The organism is Ferrovibrio sp. (assembly GCF_046297595.1).
Taxonomy (GTDB): Bacteria; Pseudomonadota; Alphaproteobacteria; order Ferrovibrionales; family Ferrovibrionaceae; genus Ferrovibrio.
In genome coordinates, this window is sequence record NZ_JBKBHT010000005.1 from 205,468 (window position 1) to 218,562 (window position 13,095).

General features: G+C 63.7%; 14 protein-coding genes and 1 tRNA gene. 12 read left to right on the forward strand and 3 right to left on the reverse strand.

Translation table 11 applies throughout. From position 1 onward, the window contains the following. Positions 1–18: 18 nt before the first annotated feature. On the reverse strand, positions 19–864 hold the full coding sequence (locus tag ACK4FJ_RS14965) for an AAA family ATPase (RefSeq protein WP_409767517.1): 846 nt from the start codon (positions 862–864) through the stop codon (positions 19–21). Positions 865–1,006: 142 nt separating this feature from the next. Further along, on the reverse strand, positions 1,007–1,660 hold the full coding sequence (locus tag ACK4FJ_RS14970) for a MarR family winged helix-turn-helix transcriptional regulator (RefSeq protein ID WP_409767518.1): 654 nt from the start codon (positions 1,658–1,660) through the stop codon (positions 1,007–1,009). Positions 1,661–1,816: 156 nt separating this feature from the next. On the opposite strand from ACK4FJ_RS14970, the gene ACK4FJ_RS14975 reads away from it, so the two are divergent. Together ACK4FJ_RS14975 and ACK4FJ_RS14980 are read left to right on the forward strand one after the other, a co-directional pair. Continuing rightward, the gene (locus ACK4FJ_RS14975; RefSeq protein ID WP_409767519.1) at positions 1,817–2,749 is read left to right on the forward strand and encodes an RNA polymerase factor sigma-32; all 933 of its coding nucleotides are present in this window, start codon (positions 1,817–1,819) and stop codon (positions 2,747–2,749) included. Between the two features lie 77 nt (positions 2,750–2,826). Then, positions 2,827–2,903: transfer RNA gene (locus ACK4FJ_RS14980), tRNA-Asp, on the forward strand. 77 nt (positions 2,904–2,980) lie between these two features. Here the strand turns inward: ACK4FJ_RS14980 and ACK4FJ_RS14985 are convergent. After that, a complete protein-coding gene (locus tag ACK4FJ_RS14985; RefSeq protein ID WP_409767520.1) occupies positions 2,981–3,832 on the reverse strand; it encodes a glycosyltransferase family 2 protein in 852 nt (283 codons plus the stop codon). A 305-nt stretch (positions 3,833–4,137) separates the two neighbouring features. Here ACK4FJ_RS14985 and ACK4FJ_RS14990 point away from each other — a divergent pair, with 305 nt between their 5' ends. Genes ACK4FJ_RS14990 through ACK4FJ_RS15035 form a run of 10 tightly spaced genes read left to right on the forward strand, consistent with a single transcriptional unit; the run spans position 4,138 to position 13,095 of the window. Next, the gene (locus tag ACK4FJ_RS14990) at positions 4,138–4,503 is read left to right on the forward strand and encodes an NADH-quinone oxidoreductase subunit A (RefSeq protein ID WP_409767574.1); all 366 of its coding nucleotides are present in this window, start codon (positions 4,138–4,140) and stop codon (positions 4,501–4,503) included. After that, positions 4,494–5,057: a NuoB/complex I 20 kDa subunit family protein gene (locus tag ACK4FJ_RS14995; RefSeq protein ID WP_409767521.1), complete on the forward strand. Its 564-nt coding sequence runs from the start codon at positions 4,494–4,496 to the stop codon at positions 5,055–5,057. Before ACK4FJ_RS14990 ends, ACK4FJ_RS14995 begins: the two co-directional genes overlap by 10 nt. Positions 5,058–5,070: 13 nt before the next feature. After that, positions 5,071–5,712 carry an NADH-quinone oxidoreductase subunit C gene (locus tag ACK4FJ_RS15000; protein WP_409767522.1) on the forward strand — a complete coding sequence of 214 codons (642 nt, stop codon included), beginning with the start codon at positions 5,071–5,073 and terminating at the stop codon, positions 5,710–5,712. Between the two features lies 1 nt (position 5,713). Then, positions 5,714–6,892, forward strand: coding sequence for an NADH-quinone oxidoreductase subunit D (locus ACK4FJ_RS15005; protein WP_409767523.1), 1,179 nt, complete (start codon positions 5,714–5,716; stop codon positions 6,890–6,892). Then, entirely contained in the window at positions 6,889–7,527 is a 639-nt protein-coding gene (gene nuoE, locus ACK4FJ_RS15010; RefSeq protein WP_409767524.1) for an NADH-quinone oxidoreductase subunit NuoE, read from the forward strand. Before ACK4FJ_RS15005 ends, nuoE begins: the two co-directional genes overlap by 4 nt. A 15-nt stretch (positions 7,528–7,542) precedes the next feature. Then, positions 7,543–8,841: an NADH-quinone oxidoreductase subunit NuoF gene (gene nuoF / locus ACK4FJ_RS15015; RefSeq protein ID WP_409767525.1), complete on the forward strand. Its 1,299-nt coding sequence runs from the start codon at positions 7,543–7,545 to the stop codon at positions 8,839–8,841. Between the two features lie 33 nt (positions 8,842–8,874). Next, entirely contained in the window at positions 8,875–10,938 is a 2,064-nt protein-coding gene (gene nuoG, locus ACK4FJ_RS15020) for an NADH-quinone oxidoreductase subunit NuoG (protein WP_409767526.1), read from the forward strand. Continuing rightward, on the forward strand, positions 10,931–11,962 hold the full coding sequence (gene nuoH, locus ACK4FJ_RS15025; RefSeq protein ID WP_409767527.1) for an NADH-quinone oxidoreductase subunit NuoH: 1,032 nt from the start codon (positions 10,931–10,933) through the stop codon (positions 11,960–11,962). Before nuoG ends, nuoH begins: the two co-directional genes overlap by 8 nt. A 3-nt stretch (positions 11,963–11,965) precedes the next feature. Next, positions 11,966–12,454 carry an NADH-quinone oxidoreductase subunit NuoI gene (gene nuoI, locus ACK4FJ_RS15030; RefSeq protein ID WP_409767528.1) on the forward strand — a complete coding sequence of 163 codons (489 nt, stop codon included), beginning with the start codon at positions 11,966–11,968 and terminating at the stop codon, positions 12,452–12,454. 26 nt (positions 12,455–12,480) lie between these two features. Beyond that, positions 12,481–13,095 carry an NADH-quinone oxidoreductase subunit J gene (locus ACK4FJ_RS15035; RefSeq protein WP_409767529.1) on the forward strand — a complete coding sequence of 205 codons (615 nt, stop codon included), beginning with the start codon at positions 12,481–12,483 and terminating at the stop codon, positions 13,093–13,095.

Sequence of the window (13,095 nt, forward strand, 5' to 3'; positions counted from 1 at the left end):
TGGACAGCCTAGAAGCGACTAGCCGCGCTCGCGGCGCGCGATGAAGGCCAGCCGCTCGAACAGATGCACATCCTGCTCGTTCTTGAGCAGGGCGCCGGCCAGCGGCGGGATCAGCTTGCCCTGGTCCTTGGTGCGGAGCGCGTCGGCCGGCAGGTCTTCCGCCATCAGCAGCTTGAGCCAGTCGAGCAGTTCGGACGTGGAGGGCTTCTTCTTCAGGCCCGGCGTTTCACGGATGTCGTAAAAGACATTCAGCGCATCGCGCACCAGGTTCTTCTGCACGCCGGGATAATGCACCTCGATGATCTCTTCCATCGTCTCGCGGTCGGGGAAGCGGATATAGTGGAAGAAGCAGCGGCGCAGGAAGGCGTCGGGCAGTTCCTTCTCGTTGTTCGAGGTGATGATCAGGATCGGGCGCACGGCCGCCTTGATCGTCTCGCCTGTCTCATAGACGAAGAATTCCATACGATCGAGTTCGAGCAGCAGATCGTTCGGGAATTCGATATCGGCCTTGTCGATCTCGTCGATCAGCAGCACGGGACGCTGCGGCGCCGTGAAGGCATCCCACAGTTTGCCTTTCTTGATGTAGTTGCGGATGTCCTTCACCCGCTCGTCGCCCAGCTGGCTGTCGCGCAGGCGCGACACGGCGTCGTATTCATACAGGCCCTGCTGGGCCTTGGTGGTGGATTTCACATGCCAGGTCAGCAGCGGCGCGTTCAGCGCCTTGGCGATCTCGATGGCCAGCACGGTCTTGCCGGTGCCGGGTTCGCCCTTCACCAGCAGGGGGCGTTCCAGGGTGATGGCGGCATTCACCGCCACCTTCAGGTCATTGGTGGCGACATAGGACTCGGTACCGGTGAACTTCATATGACGTTTCCCAGGCTTTTCTGTGGAGGCTGCGATCAGCCCAGAACGCTAGGTCGCACACGGCGGCAGTGCAAGCCGTGACGTTACGTCAAGTGCGTTCAACGGTAACGCTGCCCGCGGGCCGATAGGCCTGATATCGGATTTAGCTGACGGTCTTGTAGTTGATGCAGATTTTCGACTTCTCGACCGCGTCGATAGCCTCGCCGGTCGAGCCGCAGACGCCATTATCGGCATCCAGGCTGCCATTGCCGGAATTCACGCAGAACAGCGAGCATTCCTGACAGACACCGAAGCCGCCGACTTGATGGCGGGCCTGCAGGTCGTGCAGCAGGCGGGTGAGGCCTTTCACCATGGCGCTGCCCAGTTCGCCCGCGATTTCCTGGCTCGTGTGCTGCAGCGTCTGCATCGGATCCTTGGCCAGCATGGCCTGGCCGGCATCGGTGAGGCAGAGGTCGACCTGGCGGCGGTCGCAGGTTTTTTTGCAGCGGGTGATCAGGCCCTTGTTTTCCAGGGCGATCAGGGTCTGGGACACGGTTCCCTTGGTGGCGCCGAGGTATTCGGCCAGGGCCGTGGGGGAGCGGGAATACTTGTTGGCCTGGGCGATGAACCGCAGGGCTTCCCACTGGGCCGGGTTCAGGCCATCGGCGAACTGCAATTCGCGGGTGAGGCGGCCCAGGCGGTCCAAGAGGAGGATAACCCTTTGAGCCAGCGCATCTTTTTCATGCGGAAAAGAGCCGGAGAGGGCGGTGGTGCCCGGCTGTTTGGCCGTGGCGAGCGATGGTGCGGTGACTGGCATCACAGTTTTGTTTCGACTCGCTATTAAGCCTTGCGGCGGATCGGCGGCGCGGCGTAGAGTTATTTCGTATCGACCCGATACCAAAGCCCCCGCCCGGCAGCCAGTCGACACAATGGTAGTGTAGGCCCGGGCGAAAGTCGATGGAGGACCTGACCAATGGCCATCGCATCTGCCCCCCGGACCCTCGATAGCGCCGACCGGCGCTACCTCTCGACCGTCATGACCAAGGCCATGCTGTCTGAGGAAGAGGAATTAAGCCTTGCCCGCGGCTGGCGCGTTGATGGAGATCAAAGAGCCATGCAGAAGCTGGTGACGGCTTATCTGCGGCTGGTGGTCGCCACAGCCACGCGTTTCCGCAATTACGGCCTGCCGATGCCCGACCTGATCCAGGAGGGCAATATCGGCCTGATGCTGGCCGTGAACCGCTTCGACCCCGAGCGTGGCGTGCGGTTCTCCACCTATGCCTCCTGGTGGATTCGTTCCTCGATCCAGGAATACGTGCTGCGCAACTGGTCCATCGTGCGGTCCGGTACCTCGGCCGGCCAGAAGGCGCTGTTTTTCAACCTGCGCTGGCTGCGCGCCAAGCTGGAGCGGGCCGGCGGCGGCACGCTGACGCTGGACAATGCCACCCGCGACGAAATCGCCACCGCGCTGAAGGTCTCGCCGGCCGACGTGACGGCCATGGCCCAACGCCTGGCGGCCCGCGACCACTCGCTGAACGAGACGGTCGGTGGCGAGGAAGGCGGCGATGCCTTCCAGGATTTCCTGGTCGATCCCGGCCCGACCCCGGAAGAGATCGTCACGACCAAGGTGGATGGCGGCCAGCGCCGCGCCTGGCTGGCGGAATCGCTCAAGGAACTGAGTCCGCGCGAACAGCTCATCATCGTCGAGCGCATGCTCAACGAGGAGAAGGCGACGCTGGAGGAACTCGGCGGCCGGCTCGGCGTGACCAAGGAGCGCGTGCGCCAGATCGAGACCAAGGCTTTCCGCAAGCTGCAGGGCGCGGTGCAGCGCCGCGCCCGTCAGGCTGGCGAGAAGCTGGTGGGCAAACTGGAAGAACTGACCGCGCTGGAGCCGACCCACGCATAATTCTGCCGGAATTGCTCCGGCGGCCCGGGGCCGTGCTTGACATCGGAATGGGCGAAGGGTAAACCGCCGCCTGCCGCGGGGGTGTAGCTCAGTTGGTTAGAGCGCCGGCCTGTCACGCCGGAGGTCGCGGGTTCAAGTCCCGTCACTCTCGCCATTTCCGCGCAATACGGAAAAACAAAAACCCGCCCAATGATTTGTGGCGGGTTTTTGTTTGTTTGTATCAAGGAGCGGTCAGGCGATATCCTTGTCTGCCGGCGCCAGATGGCTGATGCCAATCACCGGCAAGTGGCGGTCGCTGGCGACCAAGGCTTCGAACCGCTCAATATTCGGGCTGCGCTTGCCGGTCGGGCGCGGATGCCACAGGTGCAGCACAACTGCGGCGAAGCGGCCGGATTTGCGGCGCACCCCGGTGCGTAGCAGGCGCAGGACAAAATCCGAATCCTCCAGGCCATGGCCTGTATAAGTGGCGTCAAAGCCGTCTACCCGGTCGATATCCGTTCGCCAGACCCCCAGATTGCAGGTCTGCGCCTTCTGCCAGGATTCTGGTCGGCGATAACGCCGCCAGTCGCCGGGCAGGCTGAGCATCTGGAACGGACGATTGGCCTGGGCGAACAGGGCCAGGATGAACCAAGCCAGCCGGTTGGGCCGGCTCCAGGCCTGGGGGCGGGCGAGCATCCTGCGGGTCTGCGGCTGCCTGATATAACTGCGTGAGCCAGCCACGAACCAACCCGGTTCGGCCAGGCGGGCATGGGTGGCTATGAAATCGGGCGGCACCATGCAATCGCCGTCGATGAACACGATATAATCCCCGCTGGCCTGCAGCAGGGCATTATTGCGGGATTCGGCAAGACGGAAGCCTGTATCGGGCTGCCAGGCGTGCAGCAGGGGGCAGGGCACCTCGGGGCGCAGACGCGCGATCAGGGCCCGGGTTTCCTCGCCCGACCCATCATCCGCCACCACGATCTCATAAGCGATCCGGCCATCGAGGCGCTGCCGCGCCAGGCTACGCAGCACCATTTCAAGGAAAACCGGAGAGTTATATGTGCTGACGATAACGCTGATTTTTGCCGGTGCGACCCCCACCCGGCTCCCCCAATTTTTGTATTTCGTTGTTCAACCTGTATGCAGGGTATGCGATTCGCGTCGCCGATGCCAGTAATCCCTCGCATGATGCGCTCCCATACGATCCGTGGACGGAGTCGCTACCACCGACGATAGACGATTTATTTGATGACAATCAGGAAAAGCGATGAAAGCGCCGTGACTTGCCATTTATTTGCGCCGGGCCAGCGTGTTGCAGCGCGAGAAGGAAACGGCTAGAACAGCCACCGACCTTGGGCGGGGTGGGACCGGTCCGGGGAGAACCGTTTTTTCGGAGGGGAATGACCGTGGACGCCCTGCTGCGGGAATATCTGCCGATACTGCTATTCCTTGGCCTAGCCATCGTGCTGGCCGTCATTCTGGCCCTGCTGCCCTTTGTGGCGGCCAAGCGCGCGCCGGACCCGGAAAAGAATTCCACCTACGAATGCGGCTTCGAGCCGTTCGGCGACAGCCGCAAGCAGTTCGATGTGCGGTTCTACCTGGTGGCCATCCTCTTCATCATTTTCGACCTGGAAGTCGCCTTCCTGTTCCCCTGGGCCATCTCGCTGGGCGAGATCGGCGTATACGGCTTCTGGTCCATGGTGGTCTTCCTGGGCGTGCTGACCATCGGCTTCATCTATGAGTGGAAGAAGGGGGCGCTGGAATGGGAGTGAGCAACGCCATGCAGACGGCGCCCCAGAAAACCGATACGGCGGTACAACTCGGTTCCTCGCAGGATGCCTTCTTCAAGGACCTGTCGGACGAACTGGCTGACAAGGGCGTGGTGATCTCCACGCTCGACAAACTGGCCAACTGGGCCCGTACCGGCTCGATGTGGCCGATGACCTTCGGCCTGGCCTGCTGCGGCGTCGAGATGATCCACGCCTACATGGCGCGCTATGATCTCGACCGGTTTGGAGCGATGCCGCGGGCTTCGCCCCGCCAGTCCGACGTGATGATCGTGGCCGGCACGTTGACCAACAAGATGGCGCCGGCCCTGCGCAAGCTCTACGACCAGATGGCCGAGCCGCGCTATGTGATCTCGATGGGCAGCTGCGCCAATGGCGGTGGCTACTATCACTATTCCTATTCGGTGGTGCGCGGCTGCGACCGCATCGTTCCGGTCGACGTCTACGTCCCGGGCTGTCCGCCGACCGCCGAGGCGCTGGTCTATGGCCTTCTGCAGCTGCAGAAGAAGATCTGGCGCACCGGCACCATCGCCCGCTGAAGGAATTGAAGCGATGAGCGAAGCCAAGGCCCTTCTGCGCGAACAGGAACAGGCGCTGCGCGACCTGGCAGACCACCTGTCGGCCGGTCTGGGCGCCGACCTGCTCGAGACCTCGGTGACGCGCGGCGAACTCACGATCCGCGTGCCGACCGAGCGCATCGTCAAGGTGCTGACCTTCCTGCGCGACGACGGCAACTGCCAGTTCGCCGAACTGGTCGATATCACTGGCCTGGACTGGCCGCAGCGGCCGCAGCGTTTCGATGTGGTTTACCACCTGCTCAGCCTCAAGCTGAACCAGCGCATCCGCATCAAGGCGAGCACCGACGAGGAAACGCCGGTGCCGTCGGTGACCGGCGTCTACGCGGCGGCCAACTGGTTCGAGCGCGAGACCTGGGACATGTTCGGCGTGATGTTCTCCGGTCATCCGGACCTGCGCCGCATCCTGTCGGATTACGGTTTCGAGGGGCATCCCCTGCGCAAGGATTTCCCGCTCACCGGTTATGTCGAGGTGCGCTACGACGAGACGCAGAAGCGCGTGGTCTACGAGCCCGTGCAGCTGAACCAGGAATTCCGCCGTTTCGATTTCATGAGCCCGTGGGAAGGCGCGAAATACGTGCTGCCGGGCGACGAGAAGGCCGGCGAGGGGCAGAAGTAAGATGGCTGAAGTCTCCATTGCCAACTACATGGTCAATTTCGGGCCGCAGCATCCGGCGGCCCACGGCGTGCTGCGCCTGGTCATGGAGCTCGACGGCGAGATTGTCGAGCGCTGCGACCCGCATATCGGCCTGCTGCATCGCGGCACCGAAAAGCTGATCGAACACAAGACCTATCTGCAGGCGGTGCCGTATTTCGATCGCCTGGATTACGTCGCGCCGATGAACCAGGAGCATGCTTTCGCGCTCGCCACCGAGCGCCTGCTGGGCCTGGAAGTGCCGGCGCGTGGCCAGGCCGTGCGCGTGCTGTTCGCCGAGATCGGCCGCCTGCTGAACCACCTGCTGAACGTGACCACGCATGCCCTCGATTGCGGCGCCATGACGCCGGCTTTGTGGGGCTTCGAGGAACGCGAGAAGCTGATGGAATTCTACGAGGGCGTTTCCGGCGCCCGCATGCATGCCGCTTATTTCCGGCCCGGCGGCGTGCACCAGGACCTGCCGAAGGGCATGGCCGAGGACATCGTCAAATACCTGCCGCGTATGCTGAAGGTGATCGACGATATCGAGGGCCTGCTGACCGAGAACCGGATTTATCGCCAGCGCAACGTCGATATCGGCGTGATCGGCGCCAAGGATGCGATGGACTGGAGTTTCTCGGGCGTGATGCTGCGCGGCTCGGGCATCGCTTGGGACCTGCGCAAGTCGCAGCCCTATGACGGCTACGAGAAATACGATTTCGACATTCCGGTGGGCAAGAACGGCGACTGCTTCGACCGTTACCTCTGCCGCATCGAGGAAATGCGCCAGAGCGCGAAGATCATCGAGCAGGTGGTTGCCAACCTGCCCGGCGGCCCGATCGCCTCCGACGATCGCAAGGTGGTGCCGCCCAAGCGCGGCGAGATGAAGCGCTCGATGGAAGCGCTGATCCACCACTTCAAGCTCTACACCGAAGGTTATCACGTGCCCGAGGGCGAGGTTTATGCCGCCGTCGAGGCGCCGAAGGGCGAGTTCGGCGTGTATCTGGTGTCGGATGGCTCGAACAAGCCGTATCGCTGCCGCATCCGCGCTCCGGGTTTCCCGCATCTGCAGGCCACCGACTTCATGTCGAAGGGCTACATGCTGGCCGACGCCGTCTCCATCGTCGGCAACATGGATATCGTGTTCGGGGAGATCGACCGATGAGTGGCGTCCATATCGCACCCCCCGAGCTGCAGCCCGCCAGCTTCGAGTTCACGCCGGAGAACATGGCGCTGGCGAAGACGCATATCGCCAAGTATCCGGAAGGCCGGCAGCAGAGCGCGGTGATGCCGCTGCTCGACATTGCCCAGCGCCAGCACAACAACTGGGTGCCGCAGGCCGCGATCCGCTACATCGCCGACCTGCTGGGCATGCCGGCGATCCGCGTGCTGGAAGTGGCCAGCTTCTACACGATGTACAATCTGGCGCCGGTGGGCACGCATTTCGTGCAGGTCTGCACGACCACGCCCTGCTGGCTGCGCGGCTCCGACAAGGTGCTGAGCGCCTGCAAGAAGCATCTGGGTGTCGGCCCGGGCGAGACCACGCCGGACGGCAAGTTCACCGTGATCGAGGTGGAATGCCTGGGTGCCTGCGTGAACGCGCCGATGCTGCAGCTCGGCGACGACTTCTACGAGGATCTCGACGAGGAAAGCACCGGCAAGATTCTCGAGGCGCTGAAACGCGGCGAGACGCCCAAGCCCGGCCCGCAGAACGGCCGGCTGTCGTCCGAGCCGCTGGGCGGCGCGACTACTCTCACCACTTTCAATCCTGCTGCCCCTTCGGGCGGCAGCGACGACTGAGGCGGAGCCAGCCCCATGCTTCAGGACAAAGACCGCATCTTCACCAATCTCTACGGCCAGCAGTCGTGGCGATTGGAATCCGCCCGCAAGCGCGGCGACTGGGATAATACCAAGGCCATCATCGAAAAGGGCCAGGACTGGATCATCGAGGAGATGAAGAAGTCCGGCCTGCGCGGTCGTGGCGGCGCGGGTTTCCCGACCGGCCTGAAATGGTCGTTTATGCCCAAGCAGTCGGATGGTCGCCCCAGCTATCTGGTGGTGAATGCCGACGAGGGCGAGCCGGGCACCTGCAAGGACCGCGACATGATGCGGCACGACCCGCACAAGCTGGTCGAGGGTTGCCTGATCGCCGGCTTCGCCATGCGCGCCAAGGCAGCCTACATCTATATTCGCGGCGAGTTCTACCGCGAGGCCGAGAACCTGCAGGGTGCCATCGACGAGGCCTATGCGGCCGGCCTGATCGGCAAGAATGCCTGCGGTACGGGCTTTGACTTCGACGTCTTCGTGCATCGCGGCGCCGGCGCCTATATCTGCGGCGAGGAAACGGCTCTGATCGAAAGCCTGGAAGGCAAGAAGGGTCAGCCGCGCCTGAAGCCGCCTTTCCCGGCCAACATGGGTGTCTGGGGCTGCCCCACCACGGTCAACAACGTGGAAAGCATCGCGGTGGTGCCGACCATCCTGCGCCGTGGCGGCGAGTGGTTCGCCGGCATCGGCCGCCCGAACAACACCGGTACCAAGGTTTTCTGCATCTCCGGCCACGTGAACAAGCCGTGCAACGTGGAAGAGGAGATGGGCATTCCGCTGAAGGAGCTGATCGAGAAGCATGCCGGCGGCGTGCGCGGCGGCTGGGACAACCTGCTGGCCGTGATCCCGGGCGGTTCGTCGGTGCCGCTGCTGCCCAAGTCGATCTGCGACGACGTGCTGATGGATTTCGACAGCCTGCGCGCCCAGCGTTCGGGCCTGGGCACCGCCGCGGTGATCGTGATGGACAAGTCCACCGACATCGTGCGCGCCATCGCCCGCCTGTCGAAATTCTACAAGCATGAATCCTGCGGCCAGTGCACGCCGTGCCGCGAAGGTACCGGCTGGATGTGGCGCGTGATGGAGCGCCTGGTCGAAGGCCGCGCCGAGAAGCGCGAGATCGACATGCTGCTCGAAGTCACCACGCAGGTGGAAGGCCATACGATCTGCGCGCTGGGCGATGCCGCAGCGTGGCCGATCCAGGGTCTGATCCGGCATTTCCGCGGCGAGATCGAGCGCCGCATCGACGCCTACCATTCGGGTTCGCCGGTTCTGCCGGCGGCGGCCGAGTGACGGCTGGCTGAGTAGGCGGGGAAGGGTACAAGCATGCCCAAGTTGACCATCGACGGCATCGAAGTGACGGTTGATCCCGGCACCACCGTGCTGCAGGCCTGCGAGCTGGCCGGCAAGGAAATTCCGCGCTTCTGCTATCACGAGCGCCTGACCATCGCCGGCAATTGCCGCATGTGCCTGGTCGAGCAGGAGAAGGCACCGAAGCCGATCGCGTCCTGCGCGATGCCGGCCGCCGACGGCATGGTGATCCACACTGACTCGCCGATGGTCAAGAAGGCCCGCGAAGGCGTGATGGAATTCCTGCTGATCAACCATCCGCTGGATTGCCCGATCTGCGACCAGGGCGGCGAGTGCGACCTGCAGGACCAGGCCATGGGCTATGGCCGCGGGGCCTCGCGCTACGACGAGAACAAGCGCGCGGTCAAAGACAAATACATGGGTCCGCTGGTCGAAACGGTGATGACCCGCTGCATCCATTGCACCCGCTGCGTGCGCTTCGTCACCGAAGTGGCCGGTGTGCCGGAACTCGGCGCCATCGGCCGCGGCGAGGACATGCAGATCACCACCTATCTGGAAAAGGCGATGACGTCGGAGCTGTCCGGCAACGTGATCGACCTCTGCCCGGTGGGCGCGCTGACCTCCAAGCCCTACGCCTTCACGGCCCGCTCATGGGAACTGCGCAAGACCGAAAGCGTCGATGCCATGGATGCCGTCGGCGCGAATATCCGCGTCGACGTGCGTGGCCGCGAGGTGATGCGTATCCTGCCGCGCCTGAACGAAGACGTGAACGAGGAATGGCTCTCCGACAAGGGCCGCTTCGCCTATGACGGCCTGAAGGCCCGCCGCCTCGACCGTCCCTATGTGCGCAAGAACGGCAAGCTGCAGGAAGCCAGCTGGAGCGAGGCCTTTGCCGCCGTCGCCGCCGGCCTGAAGGGCCTGGCCGGCAATCAGGTCGCGGCGATTGCCGGCGATCTGGCCTGCGCCGAAAGTGTCGTTGCGCTGAAGGACCTGATGGACAAGCTGGGCTCGGCCAACCTCGATTGCCGCCAGGATGGCGCGAAGATCGACCCGGCCCAGCGCGCCGGCTACATCTTCAACAGCGGGATTGCCGGCATCGACGAGGCTGATGCGATCCTGATCGTGGGCAGCAATCCGCGTCGCGAAGCCGCCCTGATCAACGCCCGTATCCGCAAGCGCTACCTCACCGGCAAGGTGAAGATCGGCCTGATCGGCGAGCAGGCACAGCTGACCTACAAGTACGATTACCTTGGCGCCGGTCCGGCCACGCTGAAGGATATCGCCGAGGGCCGTCATGCCTTTGCGGACGTTCTGAAGGGCGCGCAGAAGCCGATGCTGATCCTGGGGCAGGGCGCGATTGCCCGTGCCGATGGCGCCGCGATCCTGGCACTGGCGAAACAGGTCGCCGATGGCTGTGGCCTCGTGAAGGACGGCTGGAACGGCTTCAACATGCTGCATACCGCCGCCGCCCGTGTGGGCGCGCTCGACCTGGGCTTCGTTCCGGGGCAGGGCGGCAAGGACGTGACCGGCATCATGGCCGGCGCGCAGGCGGGCGAGATCAAGGCCGTTTACCTGCTCGGTGCCGATGAGATCGACATGGCCAAGCTCGGCTCGGCTTTCGTGATCTATCAGGGTAGCCACGGCGATGCCGGTGCGAAGCGCGCCGACGTGATCCTGCCGGGCGCCGCTTATACCGAAAAGGATGCCACCTGGGTGAACACGGAAGGCCGCGTGCAGCTCGGCCGCCGCGCCGCCGCACCTCCGGGCGAGGCACGTGAGGACTGGGCGATCATTCGCGCGCTGTCTGACGTGCTCGGTCAGACACTGCCTTACGACAATCTGGGCATGCTGCGCCGGCGCATGCTGCAGGCCGCGCCGCATTTCGGTGCCGTCGACAAGCTCACCACGGCCGCCTGGGGCAATTTCGGCGCGGCCGGCGCGGTGAGCGATCTGCCGTTCGTGTCGCCGGTGGCCGATTTCTACCTGACCAATCCGATCGCCCGCGCCTCGGCGACGATGGCCGAATGCTCGGCCCTCGCACGCGGCGCTGCCATGCCGAAGACGGGTACCCATGACTGACGCTTTCTGGAACACGCTCTGGACCGGCTACGTCTTTCCGGGCGGCCTGATCCTCGTCCACATCTTGATGCTGACGGTGCCGCTGCTGATCGCGGTGGCCTACCTGACGCTGATGGAGCGCAAGGTGCTGGCGGCGATGTCGCTGCGCATGGGCCCGAACGTGGTCGGTCCCTTCGGCCTGCTGCAGCCCTTTGCCGATGCTGCCAAGCTGATCTTCAAGGAAACCATCATCCCCTCGGGCGCGAACAAGTTCCTGTTCATCATGGCGCCATGCATCACCTTCATCCTGGCGCTGATCGCCTGGGCGGTGATCCCAGTGGCGGAAGGCTGGGTGATCGCCAACATCAATGTGGGCGTGCTGTACCTCTTCGCGATCTCATCGCTGGGCGTCTATGGCATCATCATCGCCGGCTGGTCGTCGAATTCGCGCTACGCCTTCCTCGGTGCGCTGCGCTCCTCGGCGCAGATGGTGTCCTACGAAGTCTCGATGGGCTTCGTGATCATCACCGTGCTGCTCTGCGTCGGTTCGCTCAATCTCTCGGCCATCGTGGAAGCGCAGAAGACGGTGTGGTTCGCCCTGCCGCTGTTCCCGATGTTCATTGTGTTCTTCATCTCGGCCCTGGCCGAGACCAACCGCCATCCCTTCGACCTGCCCGAGGCCGAAGCCGAACTGGTCGCCGGTTATCAGGTCGAATATTCGTCGATGACCTTCGCCCTGTTCTTCCTGGGCGAATACGCGAACATGATCCTGATGTCGGGCATGACCACGATCCTGTTCCTCGGTGGCTGGCTGCCACCGTTCGACATCGCGCCCTTCAACTGGATTCCGGGCATCGTCTGGTTCTGCCTGAAAATCTTCCTGCTGCTGTTCGTGTTCATTTGGGTGCGCGCCACCGTGCCGCGCTACCGTTACGACCAGCTGATGCGTCTGGGCTGGAAGGTGTTCCTGCCGTTTTCGCTGTTCTGGGTGGTGGCCACCGCGGGCGTTCTCGTCGCCTTCGACCTGCTGCCGAAAGGGGTGTAAGCCATGGCTCTGCTTGACCGCGGTGCCCGCTCGATCTTCCTCTGGGAAGTGGTGAAGGGGCTTGGCCTGACCTTCAGCTACATGTTCAAGAAGCGGGCCACCATCAACTATCCCTATGAAAAGGGTCCGTTGGGGCCGCGTTTCCGCGGCGAGCATGCGCTGCGCCGCTACGCCAACGGCGAAGAGCGCTGCATCGCGTGCAAGCTGTGTGAGGCGATCTGCCCGGCCCAGGCCATCACCATCGAGGCCGAGCCGCGCGAAGATGGTTCGCGCCGCACCACGCGCTACGACATCGACATGACTAAGTGCATCTATTGCGGCTTCTGCCAGGAAGCCTGCCCGGTGGATGCCATCGTCGAGGGGCCGAATTTCGAGTTCGCCACCGAGACCCGCGAAGAGCTGTTCTACAACAAGGACAAGCTGCTCGCGAATGGCGAACGCTGGGAATACGAGATTTCGCGCAATATCGCCGCTGACGCGCCGTACCGCTGAGCGCATCGCAGGCGAGGGGGTAAACTATGATCATCCAGGCCTTGGCCTTCTACCTGTTCGCAGCGATCACCGTCGCCTCCGGCTTCATGGTGATCGCCTCGCGTAACCCGGTGCATTCCGTGCTGTTCCTCATCCTGGCCTTCTTCAACGCGGCCGGGCTGTTCGTGCTGATGGGTGCGGAATTCCTCGGCATGATCCTGGTGATCGTCTATGTCGGCGCCGTGGCGGTGCTGTTCCTCTTCGTGGTGATGATGCTCGACATCAATTTCGTCGAGCTGCGCCAGGGCTTCCTGCAATACCTGCCGATCGGCGGCCTGATCGGCCTGATCCTGCTGGTCGAACTGGCCCTGGTGCTGGGCGGCTGGGTGATCACCCCAGCGGCCAAGTCGGTCGCCACCGATCCGATCCCACCGCTTGACCAGGTGACCAATACCCACGCGCTCGGTGCCGTGCTCTATACCAAGTACATCTACCTGTTCCAGGGCGCCGGCCTGATCCTGCTGGTCGCCATGATCGGCGCCATCGTGCTGACCCTGCGCTCACGTCCGGGCGTGAAGCGCCAGAGCATCTCCGAGCAGGTCAGCCGCCCGCGCGATGCCGCGGTGGCGATCCGCAAGGTCGAGCCGAGGAAGGGAATCTGA